Source organism: Mucilaginibacter phyllosphaerae (genome assembly GCF_004378255.1).
Taxonomy (GTDB): Bacteria; Bacteroidota; Bacteroidia; order Sphingobacteriales; family Sphingobacteriaceae; genus Mucilaginibacter; species Mucilaginibacter phyllosphaerae.
In genome coordinates this window covers 451,546-467,674 of the sequence record NZ_SNQG01000005.1, presented here as the reverse complement: position 1 = coordinate 467,674, position 16,129 = coordinate 451,546, and the positions used below count along the sequence as shown (strand labels likewise).

General features: G+C 42.6%; 14 protein-coding genes. 11 read left to right on the top strand and 3 right to left on the bottom strand.

Annotated features, from left to right (window positions below; all coding sequences use genetic code 11):
• Positions 1-23 precede the first annotated feature (23 nt).
• The 3 genes from E2R65_RS15580 to E2R65_RS15570 all read left to right on the top strand — a co-directional run bounded on the left by E2R65_RS15580 (position 24) and on the right by E2R65_RS15570 (position 3,320).
• Positions 24-716, top strand: a complete 693-nt coding sequence (locus E2R65_RS15580) for a response regulator transcription factor (protein ID WP_134337402.1) — start codon at positions 24-26, stop codon at positions 714-716.
• 313 nt (positions 717-1,029) lie between these two features.
• Positions 1,030-1,608, top strand: coding sequence for a hypothetical protein (locus E2R65_RS15575; protein ID WP_134337401.1), 579 nt, complete (start codon positions 1,030-1,032; stop codon positions 1,606-1,608).
• Positions 1,609-1,748: 140 nt separating this feature from the next.
• The gene (locus tag E2R65_RS15570) at positions 1,749-3,320 is read left to right on the top strand and encodes a M28 family metallopeptidase (protein ID WP_134337400.1); all 1,572 of its coding nucleotides are present in this window, start codon (positions 1,749-1,751) and stop codon (positions 3,318-3,320) included.
• Positions 3,321-3,617: 297 nt separating this feature from the next.
• On the opposite strand, the gene dxs is transcribed toward E2R65_RS15570, so the two are convergent.
• Positions 3,618-5,549 carry a 1-deoxy-D-xylulose-5-phosphate synthase gene (dxs, locus tag E2R65_RS15565; protein ID WP_134337399.1) on the bottom strand — a complete coding sequence of 644 codons (1,932 nt, stop codon included), beginning with the start codon at positions 5,547-5,549 and terminating at the stop codon, positions 3,618-3,620.
• A gap of 134 nt (positions 5,550-5,683) precedes the next feature.
• On the opposite strand from dxs, the gene E2R65_RS15560 reads away from it, so the two are divergent.
• From E2R65_RS15560 to E2R65_RS15550, 3 genes are all read left to right on the top strand, one after another.
• A complete protein-coding gene (locus E2R65_RS15560; RefSeq protein ID WP_134337398.1) occupies positions 5,684-6,430 on the top strand; it encodes a segregation and condensation protein A in 747 nt (248 codons plus the stop codon).
• A 110-nt stretch (positions 6,431-6,540) separates the two neighbouring features.
• Positions 6,541-7,815 (top strand): serine hydroxymethyltransferase, encoded by a 1,275-nt coding sequence (gene glyA / locus E2R65_RS15555; protein ID WP_134337397.1) that lies wholly within the window; start codon positions 6,541-6,543, stop codon positions 7,813-7,815.
• Between the two features lie 107 nt (positions 7,816-7,922).
• Complete coding sequence (locus E2R65_RS15550) at positions 7,923-8,444, top strand: response regulator (RefSeq protein WP_134337396.1); 522 nt, start codon at positions 7,923-7,925, stop codon at positions 8,442-8,444.
• A gap of 84 nt (positions 8,445-8,528) precedes the next feature.
• On the opposite strand, the gene E2R65_RS15545 is transcribed toward E2R65_RS15550, so the two are convergent.
• Together E2R65_RS15545 and rlmN are read right to left on the bottom strand one after the other, a co-directional pair.
• A complete protein-coding gene (locus E2R65_RS15545) occupies positions 8,529-9,227 on the bottom strand; it encodes a ComF family protein (RefSeq protein WP_134337395.1) in 699 nt (232 codons plus the stop codon).
• A 54-nt stretch (positions 9,228-9,281) separates the two neighbouring features.
• A complete protein-coding gene (rlmN, locus tag E2R65_RS15540) occupies positions 9,282-10,352 on the bottom strand; it encodes a 23S rRNA (adenine(2503)-C(2))-methyltransferase RlmN (protein WP_134337394.1) in 1,071 nt (356 codons plus the stop codon).
• A 143-nt stretch (positions 10,353-10,495) separates the two neighbouring features.
• Between rlmN and E2R65_RS15535 the strand changes: the two genes are divergently transcribed.
• The 5 genes from E2R65_RS15535 (at position 10,496) to E2R65_RS15515 (ending at position 16,113) form a co-directional block, all read left to right on the top strand.
• On the top strand, positions 10,496-11,668 hold the full coding sequence (locus E2R65_RS15535; protein WP_134337393.1) for an amidohydrolase family protein: 1,173 nt from the start codon (positions 10,496-10,498) through the stop codon (positions 11,666-11,668).
• A gap of 109 nt (positions 11,669-11,777) precedes the next feature.
• Positions 11,778-12,056 carry an acylphosphatase gene (locus E2R65_RS15530; protein WP_134337392.1) on the top strand — a complete coding sequence of 93 codons (279 nt, stop codon included), beginning with the start codon at positions 11,778-11,780 and terminating at the stop codon, positions 12,054-12,056.
• An 18-nt stretch (positions 12,057-12,074) separates the two neighbouring features.
• Entirely contained in the window at positions 12,075-13,580 is a 1,506-nt protein-coding gene (locus E2R65_RS15525; RefSeq protein WP_183500375.1) for an oligosaccharide flippase family protein, read from the top strand.
• An 18-nt stretch (positions 13,581-13,598) separates the two neighbouring features.
• Positions 13,599-15,332, top strand: a complete 1,734-nt coding sequence (locus E2R65_RS15520) for a tetratricopeptide repeat protein (RefSeq protein WP_134337391.1) — start codon at positions 13,599-13,601, stop codon at positions 15,330-15,332.
• Positions 15,310-16,113, top strand: coding sequence for a DUF4292 domain-containing protein (locus tag E2R65_RS15515; protein WP_134337390.1), 804 nt, complete (start codon positions 15,310-15,312; stop codon positions 16,111-16,113). Before E2R65_RS15520 ends, E2R65_RS15515 begins: the two co-directional genes overlap by 23 nt.
• Positions 16,114-16,129: the final 16 nt, after the last annotated feature.

Below are 16,129 nucleotides of genomic sequence, written 5' to 3'. Positions count from 1 at the left end.
TGGCCGGCATCCAAACTAAAAGCATGAAAAAAATATTACTCGTTGAGGATGACCCGAACCTGGGCCTGCTGCTGCAGGATTACCTGGCGCTAAAAGGCAAGTTTGATGTTGTGCTTTGTAAAGATGGCGATGAAGGCCTGCGCGCCTTTACCAAACAAAATTACGACCTGTTGATACTGGATGTAATGATGCCTAAAAAGGACGGCTTTACATTAGGGAGAGAGATTCGTAAAATAAACCCGAAAGTACCTATCATATTTGCTACTGCGAAAGCGATGATAGAGGATAAAACCGAGGCCTTTAACCTGGGGGGCGACGATTACATTACTAAACCTTTTCGTATAGAGGAGCTTTTACTGCGCATAAACGCCTTGCTAAAACGCTCGGAATCTGTTGATAAAAAAGGTAATGAGAGCCCGTCGCATTTTAAGCTGGGCATTTATAGTTTTGATTATACCTCGCAGTTGATAACCCGCGGCGATGCCATCCAAAAATTATCTACCAAAGAAGCCGAGTTGCTGCGCCTGCTTTGCATCAAAAAAAATGAAGTGCTAACCCGCGAAGAAGCCCTGCTCAACATCTGGCATGACGACAATTACTTTAACGGCCGCAGTATGGATGTTTTTTTAAGTAAGATCCGTAAGTATTTAAAAGATGACCCAACAGTAGAGATCATTAACGTGCATGGCAGGGGCTATAAGCTGCTTATCAATTAAGTTACCCCTTAGCCTGGCTATTTCATTTAAACGGCTATTCAGTGTCGTAAAAGATTTAAAAATGCCTTAAATTGATATATTGAAGCCTTAATTGGCCTAAATATGATGCTAAATAACTATACAGAATTATCAAATTGTATCACTTTAGCAACTAAGCCATTTTTTAATAGATTTTTTATACAACTCTTATCTTATTGTAAATAAGCGATATATAAATTCATTAACTGTAGATGTATTTAAATTAATAAAAAGTTAATGCTTGGTTTCATGCTGATGGCATAGCCCTTGTTAAATGTGTGGAAACACATACATCATGAAAAAGATTACTTTACTATTCGTATTACTTGCAGGACTAAAATTCTCAGCTTCTGCGCAAATCCAAAAAGGGAACGTATTAATGGGTGGCAACCTGGCTAACCTTAACTTAGGCCTTGATGACCCCAAGGTATTTAGTTTTGATTTAACCCCAAAAGCTGCCTGGTTTATTCAGGATAACGTTGCTTTAGGTGCTTATGCTAATTTAGGCATCCAAACGGCTAAAGGTACACCAACAACTACAAATTATGGTGTTGGCGCCTTAGGCCGTTATTATACAGGCAAAGATGTTGAGGTATTACGCCATGGCCGTTTCTTTGCAGAAGCAACAGCAGGTTTAGGTGGCCGTAACGTTAGCGATGGCGGTGGCAGCACCAACGGTTTAGACATTAGCGTAGGCCCGGGTTTTGCTTACTTTATTACCCCAAGCATCGGTTTAGAAACTTTGCTGAAGTATAATGGTTTAGCTGGTTTTGGTAACCAATCTTACCAAAGCAATCTTAATTTATCTTTTGGTTTCCAAATTTATTTGCCGGGCAGAAGCACCGCCAGAAAAGTTGAAGGCGACGTTAGATAATTACTTAATCATTCTTAAACACAAAAAAGGCGGCTACAACCGCCTTTTTTGTGTTTAAAGATTATCTATATGTAACAGCTTTGTTAAAACTCGTTTTAATTTTGTTAGATAAGTTTGTTGTATAAACTAACTGACTTATTATGAAATTAAAATTACTTTACACTTATTTGGCCTTTACGGGTTTAGCAGCAACTGCCTTTGCGCAGGAAAATGTTGACCAGGCCGCTGTTGACAAAATACGCGAGGAGGGGTTAAATCACTCTAAGGTAATGGAAACTGCATTTTACCTTACCGATGTTGCGGGCCCGCGCCTGGCAAATTCACCTGGCTTAAAAAAAGCGCAGGCCTGGGCGGTTAATCAGTTAAAAACCTGGGGGATGGTTAATTCTAAATTAGAGCCTTGGGGGAAGTTTGGTAAAGGCTGGGAAGTTCAAAAAAACTATGCAGCTATCACTGTTCCTTATTATCATGCTATCATCGCTATCCCTAAAGCATGGACACCAAGCACAAACGGCGCCATCAAAAGCGAGGTTGTGCTGATAAAGGCCGATACCGTTACCGATCTGAATAAGTACAAAGGCAAACTGGCCGGTAAAATTGTAATATTTGATACCCAGGCAAAATTAGCCAGTGGCATTAAAGCCGATCTGTCGCGTTATACAGACGAAGATCTGGATAAAATGGCTGCCGCAACCATGGCCCCCGCCGGCCCCCGCCGGGCTTTTGATGCAAATAGCCCGCAGTTTGCCGCCCGCAGAAAAATGATGGCGATGCGCGCTACCATCAGTAAATTTTTATTGGATGAAAAAGTTAGCCTGATACTTAGCCAGGGGCGTGGTAACTATGGTACCACCTTTACTACAAACGGAGCCTCTTATGCAGATACTGCCAAAGCTGTTGCCCCCGAGTTAGAAACCAGTGGCGAAGATTACCTGCGCATTTTACGTTTGGTAAAAGCCGGACAAAGGGTTGAAATGGAAGCCGATATTAAAACACAGTTTATTACGGATGACCTGCAGGGTTACAATGTGGTTGCCGAAATACCGGGTACCGATAAAAAATTAAAGCAGCAGGTGATTATGATAGGCGGCCACCTCGACTCGTGGCACGGTGCAACCGGGGCTACTGATAATGCAGCAGGCAGCGCAGTGATGATGGAGGCCATGCGGATCTTAAAAGCGATCAACTTTAAACCTAAACGCACCATCCGGATTGCTTTATGGAGCAGCGAGGAGCAGGGCTTATTTGGTTCGCGCGGGTACGTAGCCGCACATTTTGGCGATCCTAAAACGATGGAATTAAAGCCGGAGCAAAAAAATTTAGATGCTTATTACAATCTGGATAACGGTACCGGTAAAATCCGTGGGATTTATTTACAGGGGGATAGCGCAGCAGGGCCGATATTTAAGGCATGGTTAGCGCCGTTTAAAGATCTTGGCGCTACCACCGTAACCATCAGCAATACCGGCGGTACAGATCACCAGTCGTTTGATGCGGTTGGCTTGCCGGGCTTCCAGTTTATACAAGATGGTATGGATTATAATACCCGTACCCACCACAGCAACCAGGATACCTATGACCGCCTGAGCGAAGACGACCTGAAACAAGCCGCTACTATCATCGCATCGTTTGTTTATAATACCTCAGAGCGTAAGGACATGATCCCACGCAAAGCATTACCAACCCCTCCGCCGGCTGCGCCAGCAAGGTAATACAAGGATTTTAGATTTGACAACTTTTAAAAAGTTGTCAAATCTTTAAATAGCAAGAAAGCCGCTTGGTCACTCAAACGGCTTTCTTGCTATTTATAACTCTTTGTGAAACAGAGGTGTGATCGGGCGACGTAATGAAAGCTTTTAGATTTGACAACTTTTTAAAAGTTGTCAAATCTAAAAGTAAAAGGATGTCGAAAATAAAAAATGCTATTGAATACAGATTTTCAAAGGGTTAAAGATTTGACAACTTTTAAAAGTTGTCAAATCTTTAACAAGTAATGAAATGTTAGTTACTTACGACGCTATGATATGCGTATTATCCCTTTTGATAGCATACTTTTTAACACTGGTGGCAATACCTGCGGCATCAAAACCGCATTCGGCCCAAAGTTCGGGCTGGTCGCCGTGTTCAATCACTTTATCGGGGATACCTAAGCGGGTTACCTGTGCTTTATAGTTGTTATCGGCCATAAATTCTAATACGGCGCTGCCCATGCCACCTTCCAGGCAGCCGTCTTCAACAGTAACAATGTGATTGAATTTAGTGAAAACCTCGTGTAGCAGGGCTTCGTCCAGTGGTTTCACAAAACGCAGGTCGTAATGCGCAGGGAAATAGCCTTCCGTGTGTAATTGTTCTGTAGCTTTTACCACCTCGTTACCTATAGCGCCTATAGATAATATGGCAACTTCTTCACCATCGCTTACCTTACGGCCCTTGCCAATGGGTATGGCTTTCATCGGCCGTTGCCAGTCAACCATCACACCGTTACCGCGTGGGTAACGTATTACAAACGGGCCCATATTATCCAGTTGGGCGGTGTACATCAGGTTACGCAGTTCTTCCTCGTTCATGGGTGCAGAAACCGTCATGTTAGGAATGCAGCGCATATAAGCCAGATCATAAGCGCCATGGTGGGTAGCACCGTCGGCTCCGGCAAAACCGGCTCGATCCAGGCAAAGTACTACATTTAGTTTTTGCAGGGCTACATCATGTATTACCTGGTCATAAGCCCGCTGCATAAAGCTGGAATATATATTACAGAACGGCACCAAGCCTTGTGTAGCCAATCCTGCCGAAAAAGTAACGGCATGCTGCTCGGCAATACCCACGTCAAAGGCGCGGTTAGGCATGGCCTTCATCATCAGGTTTAAAGAACAACCCGATGGCATGGCCGGCGTAATCCCCATTATTTTAGGGTTTGCCTCGGCCAGTTCTATTATCGTATGGCCAAACACATCCTGGTATTTGGGCGGTTGCGGCTTATCGTATTTTGTTTTTTTGATCTCGCCGGTTATCTTGTCAAACAAACCGGGGGCATGCCACTTGGTCTGGTCTTTTTCTGCCAGGGCATAGCCTTTACCTTTTACGGTAATGCAATGCAAAAGCTTGGGGCCGGGGATATCGCGCAGATCGCGCAGTAATTTTACCAGATGTTTTACATCATGGCCATCAACAGGGCCAAAATAGCGGAATTTAAGCGCCTCAAAAAAGTTGCTGCGTTTAAGCAGGGTGCCTTTAATGCTCTTCTCAATCTTCTTGGCTATTTTAAAGGCATCCGGGCCCATTGATGATATTTTTGACAGCACGGTGGCTATATCATCACGGAAACGATTGTATGGTTTTGAGGTGGTAATATCTGTCAGATACTCTTTCAACGCCCCTACATTAGGGTCTATAGACATGTTATTGTCGTTCAATATCACCAGCAGGTTAGAGTTCTCTATTCCGGCGTGGTTAAGTGCCTCAAAGGCCATACCCGCTGTCATGGCGCCGTCGCCAATTACGGCAACGTGCTGCCTGTCGGTTTCGCCTTTATATTGCGATGCAACGGCCATGCCCAGTGCGGCAGATATAGAGGTAGATGAGTGCCCTACGCCAAAGGTATCAAACACACTTTCGCTGCGTTTTGGGAAACCACTTATACCCTGGTAAATGCGGTTGGTATGAAAATTTTCGCGGCGGCCCGTAAGTATCTTGTGGCCATAAGCCTGGTGGCCTACATCCCAAACCAACTGGTCGTAAGGGGTGTTCAATACATATTGTAGGGCAACAGATAACTCTACCGTGCCCAGGCTGGCGGCAAAATGGCCGCCGTTTACCGATACTACGTCAATAATATACTGGCGCAGCTCGTTACAAACCTGTTCAAGTTCATCTTCCTTAAATTCCTTTAAATCAGATGGATTGTTAATGCGTTTTAAAAAATCACCGGCGGGTACCTGCATGTAAAAATATTCACTCTAATTAACCTACAAAGTAAGTTATTTAATTACTAATAATTGGATATATTAAAGGTAATTATTGTTTTGAAATTAACAATTTATAATTTTTTAAATGTAAATAGCTGTATTTTTGGCACATGACCGAAGATGGGTTCTCCATAAAGTTATCGCAGTTTGAAGGGCCCTTTGATCTTTTACTGTTTTTTATAGAGCGCGACGAGCTTAATATTCATGATATCCCCATCGCCGGTATCACCAACGATTTTCTGCAATATATTCACCAGATGACGGTGCTGAATATGGAACTGGCCAGCGAATTTATTTTTGTGGCTGCCACGCTGATGCGCATCAAGGCCAAAATGCTGCTGCCGCGTTATAATGCCAACGAGGATGAGAACGAAATAGATACCAAAGAAGGGCTGATCCGTAAACTCATCGAGTATAAAAAATTTAAGGTGCTTTGTGATGAACTGCGCCCGTTTGAGGACGAGCGCTTTAAACAGGAGAAGCGCGGCAATATCAAAGCCGACCTGGAGCAGATAGAAAAGGTGACCGTACCCGGCGAAGAGCTATCAGAACTAAACCTGTATAAGCTGATGACGGTTTATAACCGGATGATGCGCCAGTACCTTAGCCGTACAGAAGAAGTGCACCATACCGTAATACAATATCCCTACACCATAGAAAAGCAAAAGGAAGCCATCAATAATCTGCTTGCCATCAACAAAAAAATGGACTTTAAGAACATTGCCGGCAACAGCGAGAACAAGGTGCATTTTGTATATAATTTTTTGGCCGTGCTGGAGATGTTACAGCAGGAAATGATAGATATAACGATCGGTTTGGGATATAATAATTTTTGGATAAGCCCTAAAGAGATCTGAGATTTTAGATGTGAGATATGAGACAACTTCATTAATAGACGGTTAATCTCACATCTCATATCTCACATCTAAAATCTAATATCTAAATTAGCAGCGTTTTACACACAACAATGAAAAGAGACAAACTAATATTTAAGCTGTTAGACGAAGAGCAGCAACGCCAGGAAGAAGGAATTGAGCTTATTGCATCAGAAAACTTTGTAAGCAAACAGGTAATGGAAGCAGCGGGTTCTGTTGCAACCAATAAATATGCCGAAGGCTTACCGGGCAAGCGCTATTACGGCGGCTGCCAGGTGGTTGATGAAATTGAGACCATTGCTATTGAGCGTGCAAAGCAATTGTTTAACGCCGAATGGGCTAACGTGCAGCCACACAGCGGCGCACAGGCAAACGCAGCAGTAATGCTTGCCGTTTTACAGCCGGGCGATAAAATATTAGGGTTCGACCTTTCACACGGCGGCCACTTAACCCATGGTTCGCCGGTAAATTTTTCGGGTAAATTATACGAGCCGCATTTTTACGGTGTTGTTAAAGAAACCGGATTGATTGATTATGCACAACTTGAAAAGGTTGCTTTAGAGCAAAAACCAAAACTGATCATCTGCGGTGCTTCGGCTTACTCGCGCGATTGGGATTACGCCTTCATCCGTAGCGTGGCCGATAAGGTTGGCGCTTTGGTGCTGGCAGACATAAGCCACCCGGCAGGTTTAATTGCCCGTGGTTTACTAACAGACCCGCTGCCCCATGTGCACATTGTTACTACAACCACCCACAAAACCTTGCGTGGCCCGCGTGGCGGCCTTATCCTTTTAGGGAAAGATTTTGAGAACCCATGGGGCTTAAAAACACCAAAGGGCGAAGTGAAAATGATGTCGGCTTTGTTGGATATGGCTGTTTTCCCGGGTACGCAGGGTGGCCCGTTAGAACATATTATTGCTGCTAAAGCCATTGCTTTTGGCGAAGCCTTGTCTGATAACTATATGAAATATATAGCCCAGGTAAAATTAAATGCTGCAGCCATGGCCAAAGCATTTGTTGCCAAAGGGTATGATCTGATCTCTGGCGGTACCGATAATCACCTGATGCTTATCGACCTGCGGAATAAAAACATTACCGGTAAAGCTGCAGAGAACGCTTTAGTTAATGCAGATATTACTGCCAATAAAAACATGGTGCCTTATGATGATAAATCGCCGTTTGTAACCTCTGGTATCCGTTTGGGTACTGCGGCTATTACTACACGTGGTTTAAAAGAGAAGCATATGGAAACCATTGTTGACCTGATTGATGCGGTATTAACAGATCCTGAAAATGAAACCTCTATCAAAAAAATCCGTAAAAAGGTGCATAAACTGATGGAAGATTTTCCTTTGTATAAGGATTAATGATAAGCATGGAGATAGCAAGATGATTTTTTTTGAATATACAAATCAGGCGTTTAAAAGAACCTGATTTGTATAATGTGCTGGAATGTCCTATCCAGAGAAAAATTATGACCCTATCGCCTTTTTGGCATTTTATATACCAGGTAATCATTGCTTTAGTTATCCGGTTGCTTACAAAGCAACAGATTAAATCAAAAATTGGTGCCGATGTGGTTTCGGCCCGCGTAAAGAATAATAAAGTGGAAACAGGTTTAAATATTAATGTGCTGGTGGTTGATGATAATCAGATAAACAGGTTATTGATCAATAAAGTGCTCAAAAAGTGGGGTGCAACTGCCGATTTTGCCGAAAACGGCCAGGAAGCCATTGATAAGCTGGAATTGAATCAGAATTTTGATGTTGTGCTGATGGATATCCATATGCCGGTAATGGGCGGGCTGGAAGCAACAGGCGCTATCCGTTCAAAATCAGAATCTTATTTTCAGCAACTGCCTATTATAGCCTTAACGGCATCTATGTTAAGCAACCAAATGGGCGAGATAAAGCACGCCGGTATGAATGACTACATCCTGAAACCATTTGACCCGGCCACACTGTTTGAGAAATTAAGCAGGTATCAAAAGCAGTAGGTTAGGGAACAGTAATTAGTTGATCGGAGAGTGGTTGCAGCTCACAAGGCCTGATCTCTGGTATCTAAACGCTGACCGCTCAGTTTACTCCGCATAGGCTATTGTGGCAATGCTTAGTTTTAGCCCCGGTACTTTTAACAATTCAATCCCGCAAGCCTCTAAGGTTGAGCCGGTGGTAATAATATCATCAACAAGCAGTACGTGTTTGTTTTCTAAAACTTCTGGCCGGGCAACAGCAAACACCTCCTGCATATTCTGATACCTGGCAAACCGCGATTTATGGGTTTGGGTGTTGGTGGCAACGGTCCGTACCAAATTATCAAGCTCAACTTTAGTATTTAACGGCTCGGCCAATCCGTCAGCAAAACAAGCGCTTTGATTGTATCCGCGCGTTTTAAGCCGTTTTTTATGCAGCGGCACCGGGATAATATAGTCTGCCGTTTTAAACACCGGGTTTTGTGCAAGTTGTTTCCCGGCTATACTACCCAACAAGTTGCCAATTTGCTGCATCCCGTTATATTTAAATTGGTGTACCAGGTTTTGCACTTTGCCGCCTTTATTAAAATAATATAAAGCGTAGCCGGCTTCAATAGGTAGTTTGCCCCAAAACTGTTGGGCAACAATATTATCGTGCTGTTGATGAAAGTTGGTATAGGGCAGGTTATACAGGCAATCGGTACATAAAATATTTTCATTAGCCATCAGGCTGCTGTTACATGCCGGGCAAAGCTGCGGAAAGATCAGCGAAATAAAATCAGCCAGATAGGTGCGTAAAGCTTGCATGCGGATAAGGTAGGCAACTTAAGGCAAAATGTAAAATCACCGTTTGGTTATTATTTAGGCTTTTACACCTTCTTTTTCCTTCTCGTTTATAGCAAGCTGGCCGCAAGCAGCATCAATATCTTTGCCGCGGCTGCGGCGCAGGTTGGTATTGATGCCCTGGCTGCGCAGGTAATCGGCAAAGGCCTCCACCTTATCTTCGCCGGCATTTATAAAGCTGGCCATTGATATGGGGTTGTATTCAATAATATTAACCTTACAGGGCAGGTGCTTACAAAAACGCGCCAGTTCCATCGCATCCTGTATGTTATCATTTACACCATCAAAAATAATGTACTCGTACGTTACCGCATTTTTGGTTTTGGCGTAATAATACTTTAAGGCTTCGGCCAATGCCTTTAACGAGTTTTGCTCATTTATGGGCATTATGGTATTACGTTTCTCATCATTAGCTGCATGCAACGATAGCGCAAGGTTAAACTTCACCTGGTCGTCGCCCAGTTTGCGTATCATTTTGGCAATGCCTGCGGTAGATACGGTTATACGTTTTGGCGACATGTTTAGCCCGTTCTCAGATGTAATGCGCTCAATGGATTTTAGCACATTGGCATAATTAAGCAGTGGTTCGCCCATGCCCATATACACAATATTTGATAAAGGGATACCGTAGTTATCTCGTGCTTGTTTATCAATCAGCACTACCTGGTCGTAAATTTCATCGGGGTTAAGGTTGCGTTTACGCTCCATGTAACCGGTAGCGCAAAACTTACAGGTAAGGCTACAACCCACCTGAGACGATACACAGGCCGTCATACGGTCGGTAGTTGGAATTAAAACACCTTCAATTAAATGTGTATCATGTAATATAAAAGAATTTTTTATAGTTTTATCAGCACTAATCTGCGAACTGTTTATTTTAACATTATTAATTATAAATTTTTCATCCAGCTTAGTACGGAGTTCTTTTGAAATATTGCTCATTGCATCAAAAGATATGCATGATTTTTCCCAAAGCCATTCATAAACCTGTTTAGCTCTAAAGCTCTTTTCATCCATGCTGATGAATTGCTGCTGTAAAGCTTCGAGGCTTAAGCTGCGGATATCTATTTTATCTTTTTTGCTGTTCACATTACAAAAGTACTTAAATTTAAAAATTCTGTTCTTTTTTTAAAGTCATTCTTTTCTAACATAAAAAACAATAACTATAGGTTAATTGTATTTACTAAGTAGTTTGGGTTTAAAAAAACATTGCTGATGCTAAGTTATATTTAATGAAAAGTTTTAGAGCCGATTACGTTTTACCTGTTTGTGCCGATCCGATAAAGAATGGAATTATTACTGTGGATGATCATGGGAAGATCATCTCGGTTACCGACGATGAAGCCTCTGTTGCGCCCGATCATCCGATAGAACAAGTTAGCGGTGTAATTGTGCCCGGCTTTATAAACACACACTGCCATACCGAACTTTCGCACATGAAAGATAAGATAGCGGCAGGCGGTGGCCTCATCAGCTTTATAAAAGATATCTTATCATTCAGGGCGGCAGATACTGCTGATGTGATTGCAGCGGCCGAGGCCGCCGATAAGCAAATGTATGATAATGGTATTGTGGCAGTTGGAGATATTGCTAATAACAGCCTTACAGCGCAGCTTAAACAAAAAAGTAAACTTTATTACCATACATTTATAGAGATATTAGGTTTTTTGCCTGATAATGCCGCTGAACTTTTTGAAAAGGCATTAGTAACTGCCGAAGAATTTAAATCTCTTTCAACCTCTTTAACCGCACATGCGCCTTATTCTGTTTCTAAAGAACTTTTTAAACTGATAAAGCAGCATAGCGATGCCGGTAGTAATTTATTAAGCATACATAACCAGGAGTGTGAAGACGAAAATAAATTTTATCGCTATAAATTAGGCGGATTTATTGACCTTTATGCCCACCTTGGGGTTGATATTGGCTATTTCCGCCCGCAAGCACGCAACTCTTTGCAGTCTATCATTCCGCTTTTAACTAACAGGCAAAAAGTATTATTGGTGCATAATACCTGTACCAATTTAAAAGATATTTATTTTATAAAACGGTTTGACCGTAAGATAAACTGGTGCTTTTGCCCTAATGCCAACCTTTACATTGAAAAGCGCCTGCCTAAAATAGAACTTTTTGTAAACCAGGGTTTAAACATCACCTTAGGTACCGATAGCCTGGCATCTAACTCAAAACTGTGCATATTAAGCGAGATGAAAACGTTGCAGCAGCACTTCCCCAGTTTAACTACAGATACGTTGCTGCAATGGGGTACTATAAACGGCGCCAGGTTTTTAGGTATTGATGATGAAAAAGGCACAATAGAAAAAGGCAAAACCCCCGGCCTTAACCTGCTTACCGGCCTGGATGGCTTTAAACTTACCCCTGATACCCAAGTAAAAAAATTAGTTTAGCCTTTTGAATTAGGTTGATTGCATTGGATTAAGTTAATTTGCATCTAACAAATGCAAGCTGCGGCGCTACTTAAAGTCCGCAAAACAAAACTAAGCAACACCAAATAGAATGAAACATCTGGATATAGTTGTTAAAGGCAAAGTGCAGGGCGTATCTTTTAGGGCGGGGGCAAAAGCCGTTGCTAACCAGTTGGGTGTGCGTGGCTTTGTGAAAAACGAACCTAACGGCGATGTGTTTATTGCCGCCGAAGCCGACGACCTGATGATGGACCTGTTTTTGGAGTGGTGCCACGAAGGCGCCGAACATGCCGTGGTTACCGGCGTTGAAACGCATGAGGGCGAATTAAAAAACTATCGTAATTTTGAGATAGTTAAAAAGAGTTTATAAACGCTTATTCTTTCCTAATTGTCAACAGCTAAAAAATTTGCCGGGCAAACCGCATTGTATGGTATAACCACTATAGCCGGTAGGGTACTTGGGTTTTTCCTGACCCCTATTTACACCCGCACTTACGCAACAAAAACCTACGGTATTTTTGGTAACATGTTTAGCTATGCTTCTATGCTTAATGCCTTGCTGGCATTTGGTATGGAAACAACCTATTTCAGATACCTTAATAAGCATCCCGATAATAAGCAGGCTGTTTACAATAACTCGTTTGGTGCAATTCTTAGTATTGCATTGTTGTTTTTACTGCTTACTTATCCTTTTGCCGGGAGTATAACTAACTGGATAAGGGTAGATAATACTACCCCTGCAGATCAGTATATTTTATACACCAAATACTTTATAGGCATTTTAGTTTTTGATGCGCTATGCGTTATTCCGTTTGCCAAAGTACGTGCCGATGGCAGGCCCGGGCGCTATGGGCTTATAAAGCTGGCAAATGTGCTGATATTTGTTGGGCTGAATCTCTTTTTTATATATGCCGTTCCTTTTATAATAAATCATCATCTGCCGGGCACAGGGCTAATTACACCCTGGTTCCGTAAAGGTTGGCTGGGTTATGTTTTTCTGTCAAACCTTATTGCCAGCGTGGCAACATTTATAATGCTTTTGCCCGAACTCTTGCAGTTAAAACCTAAGTTTAACCGCGCCCTATTTGCCGAGATGTTGCTGTATAGCTGGCCCGTGCTGATAGCCAATATCTCTTACCTTGTTAATGAAAATCTTGATAAAATATTGCTTGGAAAACTCTTGCCCGAGGATGTAAGCGCCACCCAGGTGGGTATTTATACTGCTTGTGCTAAGATATCTATCTTCCTGAGTATTTTTGTAAATGCCTTTAGGCTGGGTGCCGAGCCTTTCTTTTTTAGCCATGCCAAAAATAAGAACGCCACGCAAACCTATGCGCGCATCATGACCTATTTTATAATAGCCGTTTGTTTGATATTTGTGGCACTGGTAGCAAACATCGAATTATTAAAGTACTTTATTAAAGGGAAAGACGCTGTACAAACCAACTTGTACTGGTCTGGCATACAGGTTGTCCCGGTTTTATTATTCGGCTATGTAAGTTTGGGCATTTACATGAATTTATCTGTTTGGTATAAACTTACAGATCAAACTAAATATGGCCTTTACATTTCTGGTGCAGGTGCATTTCTTACTATTGTACTTAACATTGTTTTTATTCCCGGTTATGGTTATATAGCATCTGCATGGATATCGCTTGCGGCCTACGCCAGTATGATGATCCTCTCCTACATCTGGGGGCAAAAAAATTACCCAATTCCGTATGATATAAAAAAGAACCTGGCCTATATTATTTTATCGGCACTGCTCGTTTATTTATCATTCAACATATTCCATCGCAATATATTTATTGGTAACGGGTTATTAATTTTATTTGGCATAGGGGCATTATACGCCGAACGGAAAGAACTTAAAGCTATATTTAGCAAATCGTAAACACGTATTGCACCAGCAATGAAGATAGTACCGGCAATCATATTATTTACAGGGGCAACTTTAACCGGTTTGGCACAAACAAAGCCAGGCAGGGTAAACGCTGCTGCAATTGCCGCAAAACCCCTCACGGCTGCCGATAGCGGTATGGTAAAACAGCTCTTTTTTTCGGCCCTGAGAGAGAAAACGGTTGAGAATAAAAAACTTGCCGCCGAATTATTTAACCGTGTACTGCAGATAGACCCAACAAATGATGCCAGTATGTTTGAGTTGGCCAATCTGGAAAAAGGGCAAAATAACACCCCTGTTGTACAAAACCTGCTGGAACGGGCTGTAACCATAAACCCCAATAACGAATGGTACTGGGTAGCCCTTGCCGGCAGTTACGAAAAAACAAACGATATAGATAAGCTGCAAAACGTTTTTAACGAACTGATACGCCTAAACCCCGACAAGCCCGATTATTATTACGATAAAGCCAACGCCCTGTCTATCCAGAAAAGATACGATGAGGCTTTAAAAATGTATGATAAGGTAGAAGAGCTGGCAGGAGTAAGTGAAGACCTGACGCTGAACCGCCAAAAAATATATCTGCGGCAGGGCGATGTTAAAAAGGCAGCAGCAACCCTGGATGATCTGATAGCGGCTAACCCCGGCCAGATGAAGTATTACCTGATGCAGGCCGAGATCTACAACTCAAACGGTTTAAACGATAAAGCCCTGGCTGTGCTGCAAAAAGCCAGAGTGATAGATCCTAAAAGTGGCATTATACACCTTGCCCTGGCCGATATCTATCGCGAAAAGAATAACCCCGAAGCCAGCTACGATGAGTTAGAAATAGCCTTTGCCAACCCCGAATTGGATATCGAACAAAAAATAAAAATAATTTTAGGTTATGTGCCCAAGTTTCCTGAACCTAACGCAAGGGCAAGTGCATTGGAATTGAGCCGGATCTTAACCATAGCGCACCCTGCCGAAAGCAAGGCCTTCGCCATGTACGGCGATATGCTGCTGCAAAGCGAAAAAGTGCCCGAGGCAAAAGCCGCCTACAAAAAAGCCATTAGTTTAGATGGGCAGGCGTACAGCGTTCAGGAGCAGCTGGTGCGGATAGATTTGGGAGAAAATGACCTTGAAGCGGCCATAAAAGACGGTGAAACGTCCCTGTCGTTTTTCCCTAACCAGGCATGGATGAATTATATGGTTGGCGTGGCCTGGCAGCAAAAGCGCGATTATAACAAGGCCATCGGCTACATTAAAAATGCTATTTCTTTAGAAACCCAGGATAAGGATTTGCTATCGCAAGGCTATTCGGCCCTGGGGGATTGTTACCACTCGCTGGGCGATCATAAAAGCTCTGATATAGCCTATGATAAGGCCATAGAAATAAACCCCGGTAACGCTTTTACGCTGAACAATTATGCCTACTATTTGTCGTTAAGGAATGAGCAGTTAGATAAGGCGGCACAAATGTCTAAACAAAGTAACAGCCTGCAGCCAAACACAGCATCGTTTGAAGATACCTACGCCTGGATCTTGTTTAAACAAAAAAACTATGCCGGGGCTAAACTTTGGATAGAAAGATCGCTCTTACATGATAAAGGAAAAAGTCCCGTAAAGACAGAACATTATGGCGATATCCTGTTTTTTTTGGGAAATACAGATGCTGCCGTGCAAAATTGGTTAAAGGCAAAAGCACAGGGAGGGCAGTCTCCGGTTTTAGAACGTAAGATAAATGAAAAGAAATACCTGGAATAAAATAGCCATTGCTTTTTGCCTTGTGGCCCTTGTGGCATGCAAATCTAAAAAGCTGGTTGTTGTAAACCGCCCAACTACACCCGGTGTAGATTCGGCAGCCCTTAAAGAAAATACCATGCGCGCCCGGCTGGAGGCCATCCGCGCAAAACAGGTAACCTTTAATACCTTTACCGGCAAAGCCAAAACCAAGCTGGATATTAACGGGAACAGTAATGATGTTACGCTGAACATCCGCATGGCGCGCGATCAGAAGATCTGGGTCTCTATCACCGCTATTATTGGTATTGAGGTTGCCCGTGCACAAATAACGCCCGATAGCATCATTGTGGTGAACCGTTTGCAAAACGTGTACCTTAAAAAGCCGTTTAGCTATGTATATACCTATGCAAGCAGGCAGGTAACCTTTAAAACCCTGCAGGCACTGTTGCTGGGTAACGCTATCCCCGAGGTGGTGAACAATAATAACGGCGATTTTACGACACAGGGTAATAACATCATCTTATCAGGCAAGCTGCAGGATCTGGTTTATAAACTATTGTTAGGGCCGGATATGAAGGTTACACAAACCAATTTGGCTAACCAGTTTGGCGGCAAATCATTACAGGTGGCCAATAATATTTTTATACAGGCAGATAACAGGGTTATCCCTTCGCAGATAGATATTTCATCTGCCGCGGGCGATAAAAAAATAAAGTTAAACCTGCGTTATACCCAGGCCGAGTTTGATAAGCCGCTCGAATATCCTTTTAGTATCCCAAAAAGTTACGAAGCTGCTAATTAAATTATATTTTTGATGA

Coding starts and splice junctions, on each gene's coding strand:
- E2R65_RS15580 (WP_134337402.1), top strand. CDS start 24: ATGAAAAAAATATTACTCGTTGAGGATGACCCGAACCTGGGCCTGCTG.
- E2R65_RS15575 (WP_134337401.1), top strand. CDS start 1,030: ATGAAAAAGATTACTTTACTATTCGTATTACTTGCAGGACTAAAATTC.
- E2R65_RS15570 (WP_134337400.1), top strand. CDS start 1,749: ATGAAATTAAAATTACTTTACACTTATTTGGCCTTTACGGGTTTAGCA.
- dxs (WP_134337399.1), bottom strand. CDS start 5,549: ATGCAGGTACCCGCCGGTGATTTTTTAAAACGCATTAACAATCCATCT.
- E2R65_RS15560 (WP_134337398.1), top strand. CDS start 5,684: ATGACCGAAGATGGGTTCTCCATAAAGTTATCGCAGTTTGAAGGGCCC.
- glyA (WP_134337397.1), top strand. CDS start 6,541: ATGAAAAGAGACAAACTAATATTTAAGCTGTTAGACGAAGAGCAGCAA.
- E2R65_RS15550 (WP_134337396.1), top strand. CDS start 7,923: ATGACCCTATCGCCTTTTTGGCATTTTATATACCAGGTAATCATTGCT.
- E2R65_RS15545 (WP_134337395.1), bottom strand. CDS start 9,227: ATGCAAGCTTTACGCACCTATCTGGCTGATTTTATTTCGCTGATCTTT.
- E2R65_RS15535 (WP_134337393.1), top strand. CDS start 10,496: ATGAAAAGTTTTAGAGCCGATTACGTTTTACCTGTTTGTGCCGATCCG.
- E2R65_RS15530 (WP_134337392.1), top strand. CDS start 11,778: ATGAAACATCTGGATATAGTTGTTAAAGGCAAAGTGCAGGGCGTATCT.
- E2R65_RS15520 (WP_134337391.1), top strand. CDS start 13,599: ATGAAGATAGTACCGGCAATCATATTATTTACAGGGGCAACTTTAACC.
- E2R65_RS15515 (WP_134337390.1), top strand. CDS start 15,310: ATGAAAAGAAATACCTGGAATAAAATAGCCATTGCTTTTTGCCTTGTG.